The sequence below is a fragment of the Candidatus Woesearchaeota archaeon genome (genome assembly GCA_018303405.1).
Lineage (GTDB): Archaea > Nanobdellota > Nanobdellia > Woesearchaeales > JABMPP01 > JAGVYD01.
This window is the reverse complement of the sequence record JAGVYD010000011.1, coordinates 38528-60317: the sequence shown is the minus strand read 5'-3', so window position 1 is coordinate 60317 and position 21790 is coordinate 38528. Positions and strand designations below refer to the sequence as shown.

The following is a 21790-nucleotide window of genomic DNA, read 5'->3' as shown; positions in this document are numbered from 1 at the left end:
GTCAAGTTTTTTATAGCGCAGGATTTGGCTCATCTGCATGAAATCAGTCTATATCAAGACATTTGGATGCTCGGCAAACCTGGCAGAAAGCGAGATAATGGCCGGCATACTGGCAGAGTCGGGAAACAGCATAGCCAGCCGCGAAACCGAATCAGATGTGATCCTGGTAAATGTCTGCACAGTCAAGGGTGAAAAAAAGGCCTTGGCTGAAATAAGCAGGGTGAGCAGGGATAACCCGGGAAAGAAGATTGTGGTCGGCGGGTGCGTCACAAAAGCCATGGTGCCGAAGATTGGGCAAATAAGCCCGGATACATCGATAATCAACACTGACAATATCAAAAATGTTGCTCAGGCAGTGGAAAGCCCGGCTTACCTTGAGATAATGGACAGGAAGAAAGAGATTAAGGTGAGTCTGCCAAAAATCAGGCACAAATCCATAATCAGCATTATTCCAATAAGCCAGGGCTGCACCTCATTCTGCACATACTGCTCAACCAAGCTTGTGAAAGGCAATATCTTCTCCTATCCCCTGGAAAAAATCCTGCTGGAAGCCAGGCAAAGCGTTGAAGAAGGATGCAAGGAAATCTGGCTGACGAGCCAGGACAATGGGGACTATGGGTTTGAATGGGACAAAAAAAGCCATTTGCCCGAGCTGATAAACCGCATTGCTGAAATTCCCGGTGATTTTTTTGTCAGGGTGGGCATGACCAATCCAATCGGCGTAATGAAGTGCGCTGATGAGCTTGTTGAAGCCTTCAAGTCTGAAAAGGTGTACAAATTCATACACATTCCAGTGCAGGCGGGAAACAATGACGTGCTTAGGAGGATGGCGCGAAGGTACAAAGTCGAGGATTATGTGGAGTTGGTTGAAAAATTCAGGAAAGCAATCCCGGACATTACCTTGAGCACTGACATCATATGCGGCTTTCCCGGGGAAACGAGGGGACAGTTCAATGATACTCTGGAACTGGTGCGCCAGACAAGGCCGGATATTGTGAATATTGCAAGATTTGTTGCAAGGGATGGCACATCTGCCTTCAGGATGGAAGGGCAGGTGCACGGCAATGAAAAGAAAGCCAGGACAACAGAGCTGACAAGGCTGTTCAGGAGGATTGCGCGGGAAAACAACAACCGATGGATTGGATGGAAAGGTGAGATTCTTGTTGACAGCATCGGGAAAAACAATGACCTTGTGGGAAGAAATTATGCTTACAGGCAAATCATAATCAAGAAGCATGATAGTTTCAAGATGGGCAGCAGGATTAAAGTCAGGATTGTTGGGGCTTCTACCTTTTATCTTATCGGAGAAATGGCCTGATTATAAGGGGAAAATATGGGGAAAAATATTTATACACAGCTCAATTGACATGATGCATGAAAGCGAAAAATTATTTCTTGATAATGTTAATAACATTTGCCATTATTGGCGCGGCTTTGGCAGCAGTTGGACCAAGAGAGGACACAGCAACAGCATCAACCAGGGGCACTGGCACAACAGAAGGCGGTGCAGAATCCACAGGCACTGGTGAAATGGAATCGTCCCAAGGGGACAGCCCAGGCGAGCCCATGCTTATCTCTGCAAACCCCGCAGGTTTCATGTGCAGCGAAGAAGCGACAATGAGAGACAGGGTTAGATGCAGGACAAGGCTTGCTGCTGAAAATGAGAATGATTACCTGCCTGAAGAATGCAGGGCCATGGAAGGGGATGACAGGGGCCATTGCGTTGAGGACTACAGGAAAGTCAGGTCATGCTGGGACCTGAGGGGAACCAGGGACAGGGTTGCCTGTGTGCGGCAGAACCTGGGAGCTCCTGAAGACCTGCAAAAAGAAAAAGTGTCGTGCGATGAAAAGCTCGACAGCGAAAAGGATGCATGCCTTAACAATTTGAAGGCCAAGGCCTATGGCGTGATAAAATTCAGGTTCTATAATTTGGAAGAGAGGGCTGAAAGGCTCAAGGAAATGGGTGTCAGTGAAGATCTTGTGATAGATTTCATAGCTGTTTTGGAGCAGAAAAAGCTGGAGTTCAACAATGCCGCATCTTTGGCAGCAAGAAGGCAGGTTATCATGGATGTCAAGGATGAATGGGAAGCATTCAAGGAACAGGCCAGAACACAGGTGAGCGCACAATGAAAAGGATAATCTTGATTGCCATATTGGTGGGATTGCTTGTAATGGGCGCCTGCGCAAAACAGGCAACAGACTCAGCACAGGAACAAACAACTGGCAATGCTGAAGATACAGCAAGTGACCAGACAGGGGACACATCAACTCCGCCTCCCGAACTTAGTGACGACACTGGCCTGGACGATTCATTGCAGGAATTGGACATTGTAGGCTAAATATTTTTATTATGTTTTTATTATTTTATTTCTTTTAGAATATCTTAACTCACTTGTCTCTTTCGGGAGCTTATCATTAATGGATGGAGTGGATTATTCCAGCAAGTCCTTGAGCTCCATAAATTTGTCCATTTGCCCCAGGGATTCAGCCACAGGCTTGCAAGTAAAATAGCCCCGGTAAGTGTTTATGCCTTTTGCAAACCCGGGGTCATGCCTTGCTGTTTCCGCAAGGCCGTGCTTGGCTATCTTGAGAAGATAAGGCAAGGTTGCATGTGTCAGTGCCTGTGTCGCAGTCCTTGGAAATGCGCCAGGCATGTTTGTGACGCCATAGTGTATGACGCCATGCTTCATGAAAACAGGGTGGCTGTGGCTTGTTGGCTTCATTGTCTCGATGCACCCGCCCTGGTCAATTGCGACATCGACAATAACACTGCCTGGCCGCATGGACTTGACCATTTCCTCGGTCACCAGGAACGGAGCCTTTGCGCCAGCAAGCAAAACCGCCCCAACCAGGATGTCAGCCTTTTTCACAGCCTCTGAAATGTTATGCCTGTTGGAGATGAGGATGTGCGGCTTGCCTTGCAGTGAATGCTTCAGGTGATACAGTTTTTCATCACTGACATCGAGCAGGATTGTTTCAGCGCCCATGCCAATGGCGATTTGTGCGGCATTATAGCCAACAACGCCGCCTCCAATTATGACAACAGTCGCAGGGTCTACGCCAGGGACTCCGCCAATCAGCTTTCCTGAGCCATTGTTGAATTTTGCAAGATAGTATGCGGCAGTCTGGACAGCGACCCTGCCAGCGACTGAGCTCATTGGGGCCAGCAGCGGCAATTTTCCATTGTGGTCTTCAACAGTCTCATAGGCAACAGCTGTGACTTTTTTTTCGAGCAGGTGGTTGCTCAGCCCATGGTCAACGCCCGCAAGATGGAAATAGGTGTAGATTACAAGCCCATCCCTGAAAAATTTGTATTCCGAATTCATCGGCTCCTTTACCTTGACAATAATGTCCGAAGACCAGGCTTCGTCAGCTGTGGCAATCCTGGCGCCTGCCTTTTCGTAATCCTCATCGGAGAAGCCGCTTCCCTCGCCAGCGCTTCCTTGGACAAGGACTTCATGATTTTCTGCAACAAGCCTGGCTGCTCCCTCGGGAGACAGGCCTACCCTGTTCTCATTGTCCTTGATTTCCTTTATTACGCCGATTCTCATTGTGCCCTCATGGTTAAAAAGAAATCCCGGCATGGCCAGGCTAGGTTTGGAATTTTTCGCTGCAGTGTTGCGCGCTGCAGTGTTGCACTTGTTGTGCTATTTAATTGCGAATTTTTCCTTGCCTTCATAAACTTGGATTGCTTTTTCCACTGTGAAATTGCCAAGGGTTATTGACGAGATTGCATTGCAAAGCCGGATTGCCTCCAGTAAGGGCTTTTGGTGGATGTTCCGGCCGGTTGCATTGCCCATAACGCCGCCTATATGTATCTGCCTGTGAAGTGTTTCCAGGAATTTGGTGGGGTCAACGCTGCTTCCGCCTGCACAGATAACCCTTGTCCTGTTTCCTGCTGAAAGTGTTGCCTCCTTTAGCAGCTCCGCAGAATCAGCACCATCTTTTTTTGGAGGATTGACCTTGACAAAATCAGCGCCAATGCATGCAGCCACTCCTGTTGCACCTGCAATAAGGTGCGGGTCCTTTTCATCCTTCACGGCCTTGCCGCGCGGGTACATCCATATGACTGAGAACATGCCGTTTTCATGCGCAGCCTTGATTGCCTGCGCTGCCTCCCTGAGCATTTCGCCTTCATATTCGCTGCCCAGGTAGATGGTGTAGCCAATGCCGACAATTTTCAGCCCGGCATTTTCCCTTAGGTCAACCGCATCCTGCACAGTCCACATTGACATGCTTCTTGGGTCCTTCTGGTCAGTTTTCACCATATGTGATTTTGAATTGAGCTTGACAATGTAATTGATGTCCTTGTATTCCGGGCCGTATTTTGCAATCAGGCCGAGCTGGCTTGCAAAGATCCCTATTGTGGCCCTGGATGCTATCCTGAAAAGGTGCTCTGGGTCCGCGTCGTCCGGGGGAATCTGGCCAGTATCGGCTGTACCGTAGAAATCATCATTCAGGTGCTCGATTTTTTGGTCGCCCGCAAACAGCATCAGCCTTCCGGTGCCGTGCGTCGCATTATAATAATTGTCCACATATGTCTTTTTGCTTTTTGCCGGAACATCAGCTGGCACATTTATTTCGTTTCTTGCAAGTGTAGGTTTCTCCATTATCATCACCTGACAATAAGTTTTTGAGGGAGTATAATAATTTTACCTGGGCATTGCTATTTTCTTGTGCTCCTTGTGGTCCATCCTGTGGTTTGCCTTAATGAATCTTATGGTCCCGGACTTGGAGCGCGTGACAAGGCTATGCGTTATGACTCCGGTGCTCGTGAATTGAACCCCGTCCAGCAGCAGCCCGGATAAGATGCCCGTTGCTGAAAATATGACATTGTCGCCCCTTACCAGCTCATTTGTTGAATACTTTTTTTCCAGGTCCTTGATGCCCATTTCCTTTGCGCGCCTCTTTTCATCCTCGTTCCTGAAGGAAAGCCGCCCCTGGATTTCCCCGCCAAGGCATTTTATTGCTGCAGCTGCAATCACGCCTTCAGGCGCGGCTCCTGTGCCAAGCAGAAGGTCAGCATTGTTCGTTTCAAGGCTCGGCGCTATTGCCCCGCTGATGTCCCCATCTGGGATCAGGATAATCCTTGCCCCTGTCTCGCGTATGTCCTTGATTAATTTTTCATGCCTTTCGCGGTCCAGTACAACAACTGTCACCTCATCAGCATCTTTTCCAAGAGCATCGGCAACCGCCTGTATATTTTCTGACGGCCTTGCATCCAGGTCAACTTTCCCCGCAGCCAGCGGCCCGACTGCGATCTTGTTCATGTAGGTGTCAGGCGCGCCAAGAAGGTTTCCAGACGGCGCTGCGGCCAGGACTGAAATCGCATTCGGCCTTCCGTACGCAACGCTGTTCGTGCATTCAAGCGGGTCAACGGCAATGTCAAATCCGGGGCCATTTCCCGTGCCGACTTTCTCCCCGATAAAAAGCATAGGCGCCTCGTCCCTTTCCCCTTCGCCAATGACCACCTTGCCCGAGATGTCAATGCCATCAAACCTTTTTCTCATCAGGTTGACCGCTGCCTGGTCTGCAGAATGCTTGTCGCCCTTGCCGACCCACCTTGCTGCGGCTATTGCAGCCTCCTCAGTCACCCTTACAAATTCCAGCGCGAGATTTCTGTCCATTTTAAATTCCAGGCACTATGCAAAATATCACACGAAATATGATACTTCTTTAAATACCTTTCCATTATCATACATCATCATACAAATGGAAATCTTTATATATCACCCGGCTTTCTTGAAACGCCAGGAAAATGAAGGAAAGAGTCACGCTTACCCTGGACAAGAATGTCCTCAAGGATGTGGACGCAAAAGTTGATGGCTTTGAGATAAAAAACAGGAGCCATGCAGTGGAGCTTTTGATACTCAAGGCGCTGAAGGCAAATGTCCCGCGCAGGGCGGTTATACTGGCTGGCGGCCAGGGAACAAGGCTAAGGCCCATAACTTATGAAATCCCGAAAGCCCTGATTCCGGTGCACAACAAGACGCTGACTGAGCATCTTTTTGACTTGTTCAAGAAATATGACATCAGGGACATTGTTATGGCAGTTGGCCATATGAGGGACAAGATCAAGAGCCATTATGGCGACGGCTCGAAATTCGGAATAAGGCTGACTTATGTCGAGGAAACCAGGCCGCTGGGGACAGCAGGGCCATTGAGGCTGGCAAAAAATCTCCTCAATGAATCGTTTATTGTCTCTAATGGCGATGAGCTCAAGGACCTTAACATCGAAGAGATGTACAAGGTGCACAAGGAGAACAAGGCATTGGTGACAATAGCGCTGACAACAGTGGTTGACCCCACCCAGTACGGGGTGGCGAAATTGTCAGGCTCCAGGATTCTTGAGTTTGTGGAGAAGCCAAAAAAGCACGAGGCGCCGAGCAACCTTATCAACTCAGGATTTTACATTATTGAGCCAGAGGTTATCAGCATGATCAAGAGGGGCTTTACAATGCTGGAAAAGGATGTGTTTCCAAAATTGGCGCAAAAGGGAAAATTGTACGGCTACCCGTTTTCTGGGCAATGGTTTGATACTGGCAATATCGAAAGGTATGAAAGAGCCCTGAAGGAATGGAAAGATATTGGGTGAGGCTTAATCATGGGGATTTTCAAGGCTTATGACATCAGGGGAATATATCCAAATGAGCTTAATGAGGAAACTGCCTATAAAATAGGCCGTGCCTTTGTGAAGCTGCTCAAGGCAAAGGAAGTTCTTGTGGGGAACGACATGCGCAGCAGCTCCCCGTCGCTCTTTGAGTCAGTTGCAAAAGGCATAACAGACGAAGGCGCGGATGTGGTCCATGCCGGCCTTGTAGACACGCCGATGTTTTATTTCTGCGCAAAGGATTACCCTGCAGCCCTTATGGTAACCGCCTCCCACAATCCAGGAGTATACAATGGCATGAAATGCTGCGGCAGGAATGCCAGCCCAATCACCTATGAAAATGGCCTGGAGAAAATGGGCGAGATGGTGGCCAAGAATAATTTCGCCAAGCCTTCTGCAAAAAAAGGGAGGATTGTCAAAAAGGACTTTATGGACGCTTTCATTGAATTTAACTTAAAATATGCAAAAGGCCTCAAAAGGCTCAAGGTTGTTGCAGACACTGCCAATGGCATGGGCGGCCTTACCTTTCCCGCTGTTTTTTCCAGGATTAACTGTGATTTTCAGTGCCTTTACCCTGAGCTTGACGGCAATTTTCCAAATCATGAGGCAAACCCCCTTATTCCGCAAAACCTGAAGGATTTGAGGGATGAGGTTATCATCAAGAAGGCAGACCTGGGCGTTGCGCCGGACGGCGATGCTGACAGGTGCATGTTCCTTGACGAGAAAGGCAATACTGTGCCAGGCGACCTTATCACTGCCCTCATAGCGCAACGGCTTATCAAGGACAATCCCAAAAGCGCAGTGCTTTACGACCTGCGGGCATCCAGGGTTGTCAAGGAGGTCATCGAGGCAGAAGGCGGCAGGGCAATCATGAGCAGGGTTGGGCATTCCTACATCAAGGAAAGGATGAGAAAGGAGAATGCCATCTTTGCAGGCGAAGTCAGCGCCCATTTCTACTACAGGGAAAATTCGTATTGCGAAAGCTCCATCATGTCTACATTGATTATTATGAAGATGATGTCAGAGTCCGGCAAAAAGCTCTCCGAGCTTGTTGCGCCGCTCAGGAAATACCACAAGACAGACGAAATCAATTTCAAGGTCAAGGACAAGGAAGCCAAGATGAAGGAGCTGGAGAAGATTTTTTACGACGGGAATGTTAGCCGCCTTGACGGGATCAAGATTGAGTATGGTGACTGGTGGTTCAATGTCAGGCCGTCAAACACAGAGCCGCTGCTGAGGCTGAATCTTGAGGCCGACACAAAGGACTTGATGCTTAAGATGCAGAACAGGATTTCTAAGATCATACAAAATTAAGTGGATAATGATTGGCATGGAACTTATTCAGCTTATTTTCCTACAATTCAACTAAGGGCAGCCTAAGCTGGTTGAAATCGTGGTAATTCCTCCTAAGCTTGTCTCCCCGCTGCATTGCCAGGGCAATTGTCCAGTTGTCACTATGGTGAAAAATGTCACAAAAATGCACAATTTTTCTATCCACATAATAAACTGCATTATAGCCCCCTAATTTGGCAGGGTATACCAAAAATTCCCCCATGGTGCTTGCGTCATTCAGGTTGTTGCTTGCCCTTATGAGCAGTTTTTCAATTTCCCTTTCATTGTTATGATTGACCAGGCGGCATGCCCTGAACTCAGCCGAACATTTCACATCCTTATGCCCATTCTTGATCAAGTCCCAGGTTTCCATGAGGCGCTCGTGTTCCACCTCGAGGGATTTCAGGATTACTATCCTCAGAAGTATTTTCTCGAAGGTGTCCTGCAGGTCTTTGTACAATTCCCCCTGCTCATCCTTCCCCGCAAGCTGAAAAGAAGGCATTATTGGTGATTTTTTGCCTTTTGAATTTTTGGCCTCCGCCCCAAGATCCTCATTCTGCTTGATTAGGATATCATTAAGCCGGTGCAGCTTCAAGAAGAGCTTTCTTAAGACCTCCTCGCATTTTTCCATGGTCGACGGCTGGTACACGCTTTTTTTGATTTCGTCCCGCAATGCTTCCTTGAATTCAGTTTCCACTATCAGCAATTTTGAGATGGAGGCTATTATTTCATTTGACAGCGCCTGAACCCTGTGAAAAATCAGGCTTCTTTTTCTCAGGTTATGCTCGGGGAGCTCAGACATTATCCGAAGGCTAAAGAGTTCTTCCTCCTCCTCAGAAATGGTGTGCAGCAGAGTCTCGAGGCTTATCAATTTCTTTTCAACTTCGATCACTAATTTCCTGCGGGGGGATTTGAAAAATTTAAAGATAATTGTCATAGGATTACGGCGAATCCTGGCTATTTATGTTTTTTGCTTGTGGTTTATGCTTATGTTTCAGACTAATCCTTTATGCCTGCCTTTTTTGCCAGTTTCGCTTCCTCCACAATCAATGCATGGAACTCATTGTAGAGTTTGTAGTCCTTTGGCAGGCTGGCGTGGAATATTTTCTGCATCTCATCGTACGTTGCATGCGGGTTGCACAGGCCACGCGCAGCCATGACCCTTTTTGTGTAGCTGTCAATCACAAAGAAAGGCTTCTTGTATGCGTAGAGCAGGATTGAATCAGCAGTTTCCGGGCCAATTCCCCACAGTGAAAGAAGATTCTCCCTGTTAATGCTACCAATGTATGCCGCAAAAATTTTCAATTTCCTGGCTTTTTGGTTGTGGTATCCTGATGACCTGATTATTTTCGCGAGTTTCCTGGTCGGGGCTTTCAAAATTCCCTTTCTTGACAAAATCTTATTTTTTCTGAGCTCATTCAGCGCCTTTTCCACATTTTTCCATGAAGTATTTTGCGTGAGTATTGCACCGACGCAAATTTCCAGCCTTTCCTGTTCATTTCGCGGCTGAGAATAATTATTTGGATGGTATTTTCCATTGATTGGCCACCAGCCCTGCCTGCCATGCCTTTTCAGCAAAGAGTTGTATAGTGCAATGATTTTGCCACTTTTGCTCCTCATGAGCGTAAATAACAAAATATTTATAATAATCTATGCAAATTCCACGGCAAGGCTGCTGGCATGAAAAAAGGGACAATCTACAGGATATTTCTTTTTGTCGTATTCTTTGGCTTTTGGCTGTGGGCAGCTGTCAACCCTATTTATCCGGATGACTGGCTCCTTGAAAATTACCTTGTTTTCTTTTTTGTGCCGATAATCATCCTTACTGGGATATATTTCAGGCTCTCCAATGTTTCCTACACAGTGATTACTGTCTTCATGGTTTTGCACGTCATTGGCTCGCATTACACCTATGCTGAAGTGCCCTTTGGCTATGTCCTGCAAAATTGGTTTGGCGCAACAAGAAACATGTATGACCGCCTTGTGCATTTCTCATTTGGTTTTCTGCTGGCCTATCCAGTCCGTGAAGTTTTTGTGAGGCTGGCAAGGGCAAGGGGATTTTGGGGGTATTATCTGCCGCTTGACCTTACCCTTTCATTCTCAGCGATTTATGAAATCGTGGAATGGCTTGCAGCGTCAAGCGTTGGCTCAGCAGCAGGCATTGCGTTTCTGGGCGCGCAGGGCGACATCTGGGATGCGCAAAAGGATATGCTTGCTGCAGGCATAGGCGCCTTGATTGCGATGGTGACCATTGCAATAATAAATATGGTTTACAACAGGGAGTTTTGGCCGGAGATGAAAGCCAGCTTCAGGATTGCCAGGGATGATGAGCCGCTTGGCGAGGTCAGGCTCAAGGAAATGATGGATGAGAAAAATAATTCAGCCAAAGAAAATGCTGTTTCAAAGCCTTAAATCCCTAATCAGCCGTTCCTTCCTGTCGCCTGCATGCTTCTCAAGAAGCTGCCTGTACATTCTTTTATGTTCCGTGGTATAGTTGAAATTGCCGACGATCTGGATGCGCGCCGGCGACCTTGTTTTTGTGCTGTCATTCATGATATTGAGCGGCATATCGGAATTCCTGGTGGAGAGGAAGGCAATTGGATGCTTCCCGTCATACACCTCATGGCCGTCATCAGTGAGATTTCTCCTGGCAAATGTCCTTTGCCCCTGGACAACAAGGTACACATCGTCCTCCATTGCGCCAAGAAGGGCCACTTCTGCATATTCAAGCCTGTTTTCAAACCTTACCCCCACTGTTTCATACGGCGTGCCGGCAAACATCACAACATTGCCGACTTTTCTCATGTCCATGCCCGAAAGGTGCTGGTGGATCAGCCTTGAGGCGTATTTCCTTTCTGCTATTTTTTTGGCTGCGTCTGGCCTGGCCAGTGCAACAGCATCGCGCTCCTTCAGCGCCTGCCGGACAACAGCAAAATGAATGCTTGGGTCGTTATCCAGATAGTGTTGCGCCCATGCCCTCAGCGCTTCCCTGTGCCTGAACAGTCTCCTGTCCAGGGCGTACAATGATTTGTCGAGTCCAAACCGGGCATAAATGGCTTCCTGCGCCAAGGCAGAATTGCCAGGATTCTGGTTGTCATAAAGTATGGCCAGCTCTGAATTTTTTGGAGGGGGATGCGAAATCAGCAATCCGTTCCGGGCATAATCGCGCGGATCGCCCTGCGTCACTTTTTCAACATAATGCAGGAGCGTGCATAGGGTGGCATCCTTGTAATCCAGGGTCGTGCCTGTTTTCCTGGTTGTAAATGCGAAATCAGGCGAAGTTGAGAATGACTTGAGGTTGTCAGGAAATTTTCCATGCTCGATGAATGCGTTGGCAAACCCAGGGTCATGCATATGCCCCCTCATTTCCTTCCTTGCTCGCATGCTCCTGCTTCTCTTGGAATCCACCACGCCGTAGACATTGGGCCCATTGATGGTGGCTTCGGAAACAACCTGGTGCCAGGCATTGTCCCACATCTTGTAGCTGCCGTGCATATTCCTTATTCCCTGCCTGATTTTCTCCTCAAGGGCTTTTGGGCTGCCCAAAATTTCCAGATGCTCATCAGGTATTGGGAAAAGCGGCTCATGCTCCTGCTCAGTCATGCCCCGCGACCATTGCCCAATGCGCCGTTTTTTTTCGCTTGGGAACTGAATTTGCCAATCTGAAATGAGTTCATGGGATAGAAGCAGGTAAGCACGATTCGGGAACACCATTGCATAATAGCGCGGGCTGATGGGAAAAATGGGTATGGGCCTGAAACTATCGCCGTTAATTAAGTTCCTGATATGGCTTCTGGTCAGAGTGTCTTCCACGGGCAGTAGCCATGGTTCCTGATTTAAATAGCTATTCCAAAGTGACAAAAGTTATGGGGGGATTGAATGGAAATCAGGCTTATGTCGAGAAAAAATTATAGAAAATTGATAGAATGCCCAGCCCCCTATTTATGCATAAGAACGGCTATTGCATAAGAACAGCATTTACAGTCCCGGTCTGGCCAGGCCTTGATGTGACCCTTGCCTTGCCCTTGTCTGTCTGGATAATTGTGCCTTTGGTGATTATGTTTCGCCTGACGTAATGCCTGTTCGCCGGGTTCTCAACCACAGTCTCAATCTTTGCCTTGTGGAATTTCTTTGTCTTTGGGTCGAGGACATTCGCAATGTCTGCTGTCAGCAGTTTTGTCCTGACATTCCCGCCAGTTGTCTTTTCCTGCTTGAGCTTTGTCTTTCCAATCTTGGTCAGGGTCGGCATGCTGCCTGTTTCATACTGCCGCAGCTTTCGATAATTTTGATAGATTCCGCCGCTCGGCGTTCTCCTGCTTTTTGTCTGTGTAATAACCATAGCCTATTGGAAAAATAGGGTATTTTTAAAGGTTTGTGATTGGAGGCACCGGGCGTCCGCCTGAATCCGAAGAATATTGAAAGCTAAACTTTATAAAGCAAATATAATAACTTGGAAATATTCAAAATTTTTGATTTGATGAGGGGTGTTTTATATGCCAGAATTATCAAGGCCTTTGGACACATTGAACAGAGCGAGAGACAAAAGAGTATTGGTTGAATTGAAGAACGGCAGGCAGTATGTTGGGAAGCTAAAAGCTTTTGACATCCATATCAATGTGGTTCTTGAGGATTGTGAAGAGAGAATTGACGGCGAGATAAAACGCAAGCTCAACTCAGTCTTCTTAAGGGGAGACACAATAACAGTGATATCTTCCGATTAAGCAGCCGTTATAAAAATGCAGCCTGCTACGCGTGATGTGATGAAGCATGAAAGGAACGCCTTCAAAGGGTAAGCACAACAAGTCTGGCAGCCATATACGCTGCAGGAGATGCGGAAGGCATTCCTACCATGTGAACAGGAAGACCTGCGCAAGCTGCGGCTATGGGAATTCGGCCAGGGTAAGAAGCTGGGGCTGGCAGACAGGAAAGTCAATCAGGAGCAGGCAGAAATAGAATTTCTGGGGATGTTTCAAAATATATGTAAATCCTCTTCTTGAAAAACCAATATTTAAATAGGATTAGGTATAGGATTTTGAAATGAGGGGGATAATTTTAGTTGTGTTATTTCTTCTTATGGTGCAAGGAGCCAGTGCACTCTATGTGCAGGGCTTTGGCTATGAGGCAAAAGCTCCTTACCATTCCCCGATAATTTTCGTTCCTGGCATTATGGGGTCAGCACTGGATGACAACAACCGCTGGACCATGGCAGACAATCTCTGGCCAGGAAATCCCCAGGAAGACAGGATGGAGCTGGCATTGAAGGATGATGGGAAAACGCCAGTGATAGAGGGCTCTGACATTGAGCCCAAGTATGTCCTGAGGACTGTTTGGGGCTTCAAAAAAATTTATACAGGATTCTACGATTACATGAACACCAAGACCCCCTACACTTTCAACGGCTACGTGGGCGGCCTGACCTACCAGGGCAAGGCATATTTTGACCACCCCTATGATTTCAGGCTCCCTACTGATGACCAGCTCTACAAGATTGAAAAAAGCCTTGATAAAAAAGTGAAGGAGGTATTGAAGGAGACAAAATCAGACAAGGTGATTCTTGTTGCGCACAGCATGGGGGGGCTGCAGGCAAAGATGTATGCAGCTGAAAATCCCGACAAGGTTGCAGGTGTTATTTTCCTGTCAAGCCCGCTTAATGGCGCGCCCCGCGGCTTCCAGTCATTGACAGAGGGGTATAATTTCGATGCAACGGCATTAATTACAATCAACCATGTCTGGGAAATTGGCCACAACTGGCCAGGTGTGTTCCATCTTTCGCCTAACCACGAGTTCACAACAAAAGACGGCAGCCTGGTCTCGCTTGATGAAACATTCCTTAAAGGGATAAATTACCAGCAGGCAAGGCACATACCGAGCCAGGATTTTGCTGAGATGAGGGATGCAGGAATAACAAGCCAGGGGGAGGTCACAAAATTCCTCGAGCAAAAATATTCAGGGCTGAGCAAGGGAATCTATGCACAGACAAAGGCATTTCGCCAGAAATTCGACAATCTTAAGGTTGATGATTCCATAAGGATTGCGATAATTCATGGCGACAATAAGAATACGACCCAGCAGTTTGTTGTCAAGGACGAGATTTTCACATCTTACGAGACTTATGACACCGACCAGATGATAACAGGGCCTGATGGATTAAGCATGCCATTGGCCTTTCCATTCCAGTTCACTGCCAGGAGATTTGTCAGGGTCGATTCCCTTGAAGGCGACGAGACCGTGCACAAGAAAGGCTTCCAATGGGACAGGGCAACAAGCACAGAATCTGTGAATTATGGCCACATGGACATGGCCAGCCAGCCTGAGACAATGGACAAGCTCATGGCAATTGTGGAAGAGATAAACCATGACAAGAGGGACGGCGAGTGGCTCAAGGCAATCAAATCAATAGCCATTGAAAACCTGAAGAGCGCTGAGCAGATGAGCGCTGATATCGCCGTTGGCCAGTCGGAAGCATACGGCCAGGCAATCAAAGCGGAAAATGAAAAGGAGGCAAAGGATGAGGGTTGGATATCCACCCTTCTGCAGGACCTGCGGGGCAGGGGGGCATATGTTTTTTTCGATAAATTGATTGATGGAAAATATAATACAGTGCAGATAATCGTGCCGGGCCTTGGAAATTACAATGACAAGGATACAGACTTTAAGGCATACTTCGCATTGGAAAGCTACGCTTTGACAGACGTGAATATCGGCACAGCAAAGCCTGCGACATACAAAGTCACAATTGACAAGGAAACATTCCTTAAGCTCGCTTCAGGCGAGATGAGATTGAAGGAAGCCTGGAACAACGGCAAGATAGAGGTGAGCGGGGGACTAAAGGAAAACTTGCTCCTGTGGGTGGGAAAATGGGTTGCAAAATACACATCCTGATAATTGCAATGGTTATGCTGATGGCGCCTGCCTCAGCCTACCAGCAGGCGTACCTTATTTTTGAGCTGCCGGGCTGGGATATCTATGAGCAGAACAGCGCGAGCCAGCAATTTGTGAAAGGAAATGACTTGTATCTGGATATAAAGGCCAGCCAGAGCCAATTGGTTGGGACTGAGGAATTCGCCCTGTCGATCGAAGGCAAGATTGAAAGCACTGGAAAGATTGGCGATATTGAGGAGGCAGTCATTGCGAACAAAGAAGTCTTTTTCATTTTCAGCCGCTACCCGTACAAGGACCACACTTATCTTCTTACAATGTACGGCCCGATAAGCAGACTGGCTGAGGGAAAGTCAGAGATGCAGAAGCTTTATGCAACGCTTGATTTCGCGGCAACGCCAAGCGTGGTCGAAGCCCCGTATGAAAAAGAGCTGGTCCCGCCTGAAGGGCTTTCATTCTTTACAACCCACCCAATCCCATGGGACTGGGTCATCCTGATTGCCATTCTCGCAGGCATTGGCTATCTGATTTACAGGAGAAAATCAAGGAAAAGGAAACAAAAGGAAGAAAAGGGCGAAGAGCATAAGCGTCAGAAGGATTGAATGCATCAATCCAAGTCGTATAGGTTTATGGTTAGCTTGTCATTGACTGTTTTCTTCAATTGCGTACACTGTTGGTATACAGTTACTTTTTATCTAAAAATAGGCTTTGCCCAAGAAATCTATAAAAAGTCCGACTATTTGGGCAGGATGAGGACTTTTTGGGCAAAAAGTTAAATAAGACATCTTTTTATTACGGCATATGACAAATCAATTTTGCCCAAAGTGTGGCTGGGAACAAAAAGCAGACGATGAAAAGGCATACATGATTTGTCCTGAATGTGGATTTGATGCTCAAGATATGCTACCCCCTTATGATGTTCTACCTTTCAGTCATCCATTAAGAAACAAAATCAAAGTTAGGAGCAATCCCTAACTCGTTGTTTCATTTATGCACACACTTTGTGTTAGCTTTATGCTTAACTCAGTAGATAGTGAGTATAAAATGTTTGGTAACCTCCAAGGAGAGGCGAATGAATAATTTAATAAACCTCCTTTTACACAATTTGCTTATGGCACATCAGATATTCGAAACAGAGACTTTCTCCAAGCTATATGAAGCCATGGAAACTGCTGAGCAGGAGTGGGTTGATAAAATCAAGCAGCAGCTGATTGAAAATCCAAAAACTGGGAAGCCTCTCAGGTTTGACTGGTTTAGGGAGAAGAAATTTGGAAACAAAAGAATGTATTACCTGATATACACAGATATCTCCAAAATCTTGCTTGTCTCTTTCGGCTCAAAGAAGGAACAGCAGCAGATTATTAATCATATAATTGCCAATAAAGATAGATACAGAAAAATAATTGAATCTGTTTAGGCAACTCTTTTTACTCTTCCGGCTTCAGCGTCTCTTAAACTGCTTTCAAGCTGCAAGATAATATCATCTGCTATTTCGGCCTTCTTCCTGAGATTGTCATATTCAGTTCTTGGTATTGTTATTGTGTCTGACATATTATTCTCTTAGGCAGCTTGATATTTAAATGTTTCTGAAAGGGAATTGAAATCTCCATGAAATCAAGAATTGGTTTTTTGAATATATAACTGCGCTGTAGGGTGCAAAAGAAACTGACTTTCCTGTTCTGATGTTTTACCTAATCTTTGAGTAGTGGTCATTAAACTGTAATAAGCATAATTGCCATTTGTAGCTATTTCTGATGTTTCATTGATAAGTTCTGATAAAATCTCACGATAATCTGAAATCTGAACAACTTCCCGATTACCATATTCGGCCGCTCGTTTCATAATAAATTTTCTTGGGCCAAGGTAAACCGAACCAATCAATTCTAAACTTGCAGGTTCAATATGACTTGATTGTCCTGGCGTATCAACCATAATAAAGTTACTTAACTCCGTTGAATCCCAGATGCCACTTAAACCAAATATGTCAAATCTCATTTTAGTTTCATGACTATCGATAAGATGAACTGGTGAGAAATGATTTTCAAATTTGTAAATAAACTTAGGTTGGTTCATCGGTAAAGTAACTACTTCAAAGTTTAAAAAGCTTTGTCAATTAATGTCTGACTTTTGGATTTTCTCGTCTATAAACTGAGAATTAAGAATGCGGAGGACAGGATTCGAACCTGCGTAGGCACTAAGCCAATGGGTCCTAAGCCCATCCCGTTTGGCCGCTCCGGCACCTCCGCGAATGCAGTGAGCTCACTCAATCGTACGAACTGGGACAATTCGAGATTGATAGAAGCAAAAAGATTCAGCCACTATAAAAACTTAATCCATCCCGTGCATTATGCAGCCGTGCCCTTGGCATAAAGCTGCTGTGCAACATATTCCCTCAGTCCGGGCCTTAAGATTTCATTGACCTGCGGATTAAGGCTGTGGCATGCACCGAACTTCCCGCCGCCACTCTTGTAATCTTTGTCCATGAGAATGACGCCATCAGATATCAACCTTCTGAAATAATTATTGTATTCTTGCATATCCCTTGAACTTACTGCCTTGGCTGTTTGCCTGCGAATTGTGATGAAGTCAGAATACTGCATCCCAATCCTCGGCCTGCTTTGCCCAAGCCTGAACCCTTCTGTCAGTATTGCCTTGACCAATTCAAAGTTTGTATAGCCATCATTGGCAAGTTTTTGTATCCATTCTGCGTCAGGAGGGGATGCAATTGCATCGCTGCGCCCTTCTCTTTTGACGTCATCTAGTCTTGAATTCAGATATCCCAGTCCTGCAATAGTAGAAAATGCAGTTGGATTTTGTTCCGGGGTAAATATGCCCAATGGAGAATCCCCAAATTCTGAACGAACCCTCCCTAATGTGTCAGAAAGCAAGCTGAAATATGCTTTTCTGTCTTTGCCGCTCAGCAGAAGAATAGCTGGATTTGCCTGCAGCACAGCCTCATAACTTGATTGTACAATTCCCTGCAATTTGTTGCGAGTTAGCTCTGCATTTTCCTGCTGAATAGAATTTCCAATTTTTCTGGCAAGTTGTTCATCAGCACCGAGATTTAAAGCAAGCTGGTAGGTAGCTGGATGCATAATCACTTCTGGCTTTTTTTCCACTGGCTCTGGTTCCGCAACCGCGTATTCAAAGTGCCCTCTTGCAGCGTTAATTCGCTTAATGGTCTTTTCATCGTGAATATTTTCTGCAACCCTCCTGACATCCGAAATTCCTGATCGACCTTCCAGGTATTTTATTACCTCGGCTTCAAAATCAGCCACATGATCCTGATAAATTACAGAATTGATTTCTTCAATGCCTCTGAAATTTTCAATTTCCTTGAGCACATTCTCTAACTTCTTTGACTGAACCCTGATATCCTTTGGCATCATCAATGCCCTTGCTATTCTTTTTGATTTGTTGTACAAATGATCCGGGAGTAATTCATTTCTCTTAAAGAATGGAATAAGTGTGCCATTAATCAACATCATTACCGGCGCGGCAGAGTATAAAAGAGCAGAATCACCGAATTGCTGATCTCCAGTTATCATATAATATACTCCCTGCCCGAGAGCTGGCAGGGATGCAAAGAATAGTCCTAAATTTCTTTCCGCTGTAGACAACTTTCCTTGGTTATTAAAAAAATCACGGGCATGAAGATACGCAGATATTGCAAGAGGTGCCGCAAATTCTACCCCGTGAGATGATTCAAGTGTGTAAACTGCCTGTATTGCATTAACGCCCCCCATCACAGCATCTGTAATTTTGGCAACTCTTTTCGTTCCCCTTCTGAGCATTTCAGATTTTTCTCTATGCTTATCCTCATATGCCATCCATGCCTGAAAATTGCCTTTTGATTTTTGAACAACATTTAATGGGTGCGCTGCTGTTTTGGTAAGTTCATCCAGTAGAGTCCTGTATTCATTGGGATCCAGTTCCAGAGGCCCAAAGTTCCTGTCAGTTCCCTCGAAATACTCACCTACTATTTCCCTGAGGCTTTTTCCTGTTTTAATTTGGACAATTTTTCTTTTTCCGGTGAGATCCACTGCCAGGGAATCAACTAGCTCGGCAAATTTTAGAAATCCGGCATCGAGTGCATTCCCTAATCGTTGTTCTCCCATATTGGGGATATACCAAAGACCCATTTATAAATCTTAGTATTTTTATTACTCTATAGTGACTAATTATTACAATTGCATGATTTGGGCATATATAAATTCAACGCAAACTGTTATAAATATCAGTAAAATCTTTTTGCAGCATGGCATCAATATCTTTATGCATGATAGCCAAGGATGAAGAAAAATATATAGAGTCAGCAATTTCCAGCGTTCTTGGGGCAGTTGACGACGCCATTGTAGCTGACACCGGCTCAAAAGACAACACAAAAAAGCTGGCAGAAGAGCTTGGCGCCAAAGTTATAGATGTAAAATGGCAGGATGATTTCTCAAAAGCAAGAAATGAGTCAATTAAGCATGCTGCAGGTGACTGGATTTTAATCCTTGACGCAGATGAGGCGATTGCAGAGCCTGACCTGGAGAAGCTCAGGAAGCTTGCTGATGACAGCGAAACAGATGCGTATATTTTCACCCAGCAGACTTACACAAATGATTCAAAGCTAAAGGACTGGACGCCAGTAAAGAAAAGCACCAAGGAAACAAAAGGCTATTCCGGCTGGGTTCCTGCCCAAATAATCAGGATGTTCAGGAACAACAGGGGCATTGCATTTGAAGGCGAGGTGCATGAGACAGTGCTTCCCAGCATTGAAAAGATAAAGGGCAAAGTCAGGCCTTCAAAAATCCCAATACACCATTATGGCATGGAAAGGTCAGACAGAAAACAAGGCAAGGCTGAGCTTTACGAAAAATTGGGCAAGGCTAAAATAAAGAAAGGAGATGCAAAAGCGCATTATGAGCTGGGGAAGCAGCTTGTGCAGAACAGGCAGTATGAGAAGGCAATTGAAAGCTTTGCCCAGGCAATCAAGGCCAGGCCAGACTATGCAGATGCTTATGCAGACCTCGGGACATTGTTCTTAAACCTTGGCAGGGCAGCTGAAGCCAAGAAGTTTTTGTCCAAGGCAGTGAACCTCAACACGCAAAGCTGCGATGCTTTCAATAACCTGGGCGTGATATATGGGAAGCTTGGGAAGCATGAGGATGCAATATTGCTTTTTATGAAAGCCATAGAGCTCAAGCAGGATTATGCTGCTGCTTACAAGAATTTAGGCCTGACCCTGGACAAGCTTGACAGGAAGGAAGAAGCAGCTTTGTGCTTTGCAACAGCCATCAAGCTCAATCCAAAGTATAAGGATGAGATCGAATTCAGCTAGGCGCGGCAATGGCAAAAGGGAATGGCAGAAAGGCTGGCAATCAATTGGCATTCTACATATTCATAGTGTTCGGGCTTATATTTTCTATTGTTTCCATCAATGGTTTTGGCCTTGAGTTCAGCGACCAGAACATATATATTTATATGGGGCGCTTAATAACAGAAGGCAGCATGCCTTACAGGGATTTTTTCTTTTCGCATCCGCCTGGCGAAGTTTATCTTGATGCATTGATTTATGCCATATTTGGGTTCAGGTTATGGGCATTCAAGCTGTTATCGTTATTTGCTGTGCTTGCCAGTGCATGGTACATCTACAAAATAGGGGAAAAGCATATTGGAGATGGCATTGGCCTATTGGGTTCTGGCCTGTTCCTGATGACATATGAGACCCTTAGGATTTCTGCTGGAAATATTGGCATGGCCTGGACAGTTATGCTAAGCGTTGCAGGATTATACTATCTGCTGCAGGGAAAAATTGATGGCAACAATTATATGGCATTGCTTTCCGGGATTCTGGCTGGGCTTGCAGCTCTTTTCACAATGCATGCCATTCCAGTGGCAATTGGCCTGGCAGTGGTTGCCATGATAGAAATTTCTTTTTCAAAATTAAGGTTGAAAGTCAGGAGATTTGCCTTTTATTTAATCGGGTTCCTTGCGACTTTCGGGCTTATTTCATTGCTTTTCCTGGCAATGCCAGGAAGCTCATACTATGACCAGGTAATTGCCTATCACCTGCAGAAAGCAGCTGCTCCTGTAAGCGGGATTAAGCTCGGCTTGTTTTGGATGATGGCAAAGTTCAACTTCCTGGTTTTCATAGGTGCGGCTCTGGGGATTGCCATAAGGGATAGAAAAACATCAGCAGACTCAAGTCAAAACAGAGGATTGTTTCCATATGTAACCCTCATTGCCGTATATGCCGTTTACTTGCTTTTGCTCAAGCGCTGGTTCCCATATTACTTCTTTGGTGCATTCCCGTTCCTTGCACTGCTGGGCGCGGCAGGAATTGCGGCTATTGCCAGTAGGCTTAAGGCTGGCATGAAAATTGCATTTTGGGCAATGGCTATCCTGTTTCTGGCAAACATTGCGTTTGCAGCATCCCAATATAATTGGTCCATGGATAATACATTTGGCGGAAAGGGGCAGGGGGATCTGGCCAGGCTTGAACAGCATGTTTCATCAGAAGATGCAATATATGGGGATTACCTTTTTGCCCCCATTCTGGCCTTGCGGCAAGGCAGCCGCATCGTAGGAAACAATGTTGATACCAATCCATTGAGGTTTGAAACAGGTAATATAGAAATGGCCAAGGAAATGCAAGCGCTTAAAGAGGCCGGTGTAGTATATATTGTATTGCGGAAAAGCAATGAGTTCATGCTTAACAACCAGGCGGGTGCAGATTACCTGGATGCTGCCAATTGCACAATCCTTGAGAACTTTGAATATTACCTGCCCAGCTATTTTGCAAAACAGCTGGCAACAGACAGGCTTTTCCTGTTGAGGTGTGGGGAAGGGCCCAAAGATGCCCAATAAGCATATATGGAAACAGTATTCAAATGGGCTGGATTGCCATATAACTTAATATTCATACATAAAAACAAGAAGGGGATATATGAAGAAATGCCATAGCTGGATTTATTATTTAGG

Annotated in this window: 24 protein-coding genes and 1 tRNA gene; 14 read left to right on the top strand and 11 right to left on the bottom strand. The window is 45.9% G+C overall.

The window, feature by feature from the left end; translation table 11 throughout:
* The first annotated feature begins 37 nt into the window (after positions 1–37).
* The 3 genes from J4227_04165 to J4227_04155 are packed head-to-tail and all read left to right on the top strand — an operon-like array spanning position 38 to position 2339.
* Positions 38–1318, top strand: coding sequence for a tRNA (N(6)-L-threonylcarbamoyladenosine(37)-C(2))-methylthiotransferase (locus J4227_04165; protein ID MBS3109697.1), 1281 nt, complete (start codon positions 38–40; stop codon positions 1316–1318).
* Positions 1319–1374: 56 nt separating this feature from the next.
* Positions 1375–2130: a hypothetical protein gene (locus tag J4227_04160; protein ID MBS3109696.1), complete on the top strand. Its 756-nt coding sequence runs from the start codon at positions 1375–1377 to the stop codon at positions 2128–2130.
* Entirely contained in the window at positions 2127–2339 is a 213-nt protein-coding gene (locus J4227_04155) for a hypothetical protein (GenBank protein MBS3109695.1), read from the top strand. Before J4227_04160 ends, J4227_04155 begins: the two co-directional genes overlap by 4 nt.
* Positions 2340–2432: 93 nt before the next feature.
* On the opposite strand, the gene ald is transcribed toward J4227_04155, so the two are convergent.
* The 3 genes from ald to glpX all read right to left on the bottom strand — a co-directional run bounded on the left by ald (position 2433) and on the right by glpX (position 5627).
* Entirely contained in the window at positions 2433–3551 is a 1119-nt protein-coding gene (gene ald, locus J4227_04150) for an alanine dehydrogenase (GenBank protein MBS3109694.1), read from the bottom strand.
* A gap of 96 nt (positions 3552–3647) precedes the next feature.
* A complete protein-coding gene (locus tag J4227_04145; GenBank protein ID MBS3109693.1) occupies positions 3648–4616 on the bottom strand; it encodes an aldolase in 969 nt (322 codons plus the stop codon).
* A 36-nt stretch (positions 4617–4652) separates the two neighbouring features.
* Positions 4653–5627 carry a class II fructose-bisphosphatase gene (gene glpX / locus J4227_04140; GenBank protein MBS3109692.1) on the bottom strand — a complete coding sequence of 325 codons (975 nt, stop codon included), beginning with the start codon at positions 5625–5627 and terminating at the stop codon, positions 4653–4655.
* Between the two features lie 131 nt (positions 5628–5758).
* On the opposite strand from glpX, the gene J4227_04135 reads away from it, so the two are divergent.
* Both J4227_04135 and J4227_04130 read left to right on the top strand, forming a co-directional pair.
* Positions 5759–6595 carry a nucleotidyltransferase family protein gene (locus tag J4227_04135; protein ID MBS3109691.1) on the top strand — a complete coding sequence of 279 codons (837 nt, stop codon included), beginning with the start codon at positions 5759–5761 and terminating at the stop codon, positions 6593–6595.
* 9 nt (positions 6596–6604) lie between these two features.
* Positions 6605–7924 (top strand): phosphomannomutase/phosphoglucomutase, encoded by a 1320-nt coding sequence (locus J4227_04130; protein ID MBS3109690.1) that lies wholly within the window; start codon positions 6605–6607, stop codon positions 7922–7924.
* A 40-nt stretch (positions 7925–7964) separates the two neighbouring features.
* Here J4227_04130 and J4227_04125 read toward each other — a convergent pair whose 3' ends face one another.
* Both J4227_04125 and J4227_04120 read right to left on the bottom strand, forming a co-directional pair.
* A complete protein-coding gene (locus J4227_04125) occupies positions 7965–8879 on the bottom strand; it encodes a hypothetical protein (protein MBS3109689.1) in 915 nt (304 codons plus the stop codon).
* A 62-nt stretch (positions 8880–8941) separates the two neighbouring features.
* On the bottom strand, positions 8942–9562 hold the full coding sequence (locus tag J4227_04120; protein ID MBS3109688.1) for a hypothetical protein: 621 nt from the start codon (positions 9560–9562) through the stop codon (positions 8942–8944).
* A 60-nt stretch (positions 9563–9622) separates the two neighbouring features.
* On the opposite strand from J4227_04120, the gene J4227_04115 reads away from it, so the two are divergent.
* Positions 9623–10354: a DUF2238 domain-containing protein gene (locus J4227_04115; protein ID MBS3109687.1), complete on the top strand. Its 732-nt coding sequence runs from the start codon at positions 9623–9625 to the stop codon at positions 10352–10354.
* Here J4227_04115 and J4227_04110 read toward each other — a convergent pair.
* Positions 10343–11755, bottom strand: a complete 1413-nt coding sequence (locus J4227_04110) for a hypothetical protein (GenBank protein ID MBS3109686.1) — start codon at positions 11753–11755, stop codon at positions 10343–10345. The genes J4227_04115 and J4227_04110 overlap by 12 nt on opposite strands.
* A 145-nt stretch (positions 11756–11900) precedes the next feature.
* Positions 11901–12281, bottom strand: a complete 381-nt coding sequence (locus J4227_04105; protein ID MBS3109685.1) for a 30S ribosomal protein S8e — start codon at positions 12279–12281, stop codon at positions 11901–11903.
* Positions 12282–12435: 154 nt separating this feature from the next.
* On the opposite strand from J4227_04105, the gene J4227_04100 reads away from it, so the two are divergent.
* From J4227_04100 to J4227_04075, 6 genes are all read left to right on the top strand, one after another.
* A complete protein-coding gene (locus J4227_04100) occupies positions 12436–12663 on the top strand; it encodes a small nuclear ribonucleoprotein (GenBank protein MBS3109684.1) in 228 nt (75 codons plus the stop codon).
* Positions 12664–12709: 46 nt separating this feature from the next.
* Positions 12710–12895, top strand: a complete 186-nt coding sequence (locus J4227_04095) for a 50S ribosomal protein L37e (protein MBS3109683.1) — start codon at positions 12710–12712, stop codon at positions 12893–12895.
* A gap of 84 nt (positions 12896–12979) precedes the next feature.
* Positions 12980–14824, top strand: coding sequence for an alpha/beta fold hydrolase (locus J4227_04090; GenBank protein MBS3109682.1), 1845 nt, complete (start codon positions 12980–12982; stop codon positions 14822–14824).
* Positions 14800–15423, top strand: coding sequence for a hypothetical protein (locus J4227_04085; protein MBS3109681.1), 624 nt, complete (start codon positions 14800–14802; stop codon positions 15421–15423). The genes J4227_04090 and J4227_04085 overlap by 25 nt, the downstream gene beginning before the upstream one ends.
* Positions 15424–15622: 199 nt before the next feature.
* The gene (locus tag J4227_04080; GenBank protein ID MBS3109680.1) at positions 15623–15796 is read left to right on the top strand and encodes a hypothetical protein; all 174 of its coding nucleotides are present in this window, start codon (positions 15623–15625) and stop codon (positions 15794–15796) included.
* A 136-nt stretch (positions 15797–15932) separates the two neighbouring features.
* Positions 15933–16238, top strand: a complete 306-nt coding sequence (locus J4227_04075) for a hypothetical protein (protein ID MBS3109679.1) — start codon at positions 15933–15935, stop codon at positions 16236–16238.
* Here the strand turns inward: J4227_04075 and J4227_04070 are convergent.
* From J4227_04070 to J4227_04055, 4 genes are all read right to left on the bottom strand, one after another.
* Positions 16235–16372, bottom strand: coding sequence for a hypothetical protein (locus tag J4227_04070; GenBank protein MBS3109678.1), 138 nt, complete (start codon positions 16370–16372; stop codon positions 16235–16237). The genes J4227_04075 and J4227_04070 overlap by 4 nt on opposite strands.
* 63 nt (positions 16373–16435) lie before the next feature.
* Positions 16436–16894: a hypothetical protein gene (locus J4227_04065; GenBank protein MBS3109677.1), complete on the bottom strand. Its 459-nt coding sequence runs from the start codon at positions 16892–16894 to the stop codon at positions 16436–16438.
* A gap of 89 nt (positions 16895–16983) precedes the next feature.
* Positions 16984–17067 (bottom strand) — tRNA-Leu (locus J4227_04060).
* 99 nt (positions 17068–17166) lie between these two features.
* On the bottom strand, positions 17167–18939 hold the full coding sequence (locus tag J4227_04055) for a hypothetical protein (protein ID MBS3109676.1): 1773 nt from the start codon (positions 18937–18939) through the stop codon (positions 17167–17169).
* Positions 18940–19079: 140 nt separating this feature from the next.
* On the opposite strand from J4227_04055, the gene J4227_04050 reads away from it, so the two are divergent.
* Both J4227_04050 and J4227_04045 read left to right on the top strand, forming a co-directional pair.
* Positions 19080–20147, top strand: a complete 1068-nt coding sequence (locus J4227_04050) for a tetratricopeptide repeat protein (protein ID MBS3109675.1) — start codon at positions 19080–19082, stop codon at positions 20145–20147.
* 8 nt (positions 20148–20155) lie between these two features.
* Positions 20156–21676, top strand: coding sequence for a glycosyltransferase family 39 protein (locus tag J4227_04045; protein MBS3109674.1), 1521 nt, complete (start codon positions 20156–20158; stop codon positions 21674–21676).
* Positions 21677–21790: the final 114 nt, after the last annotated feature.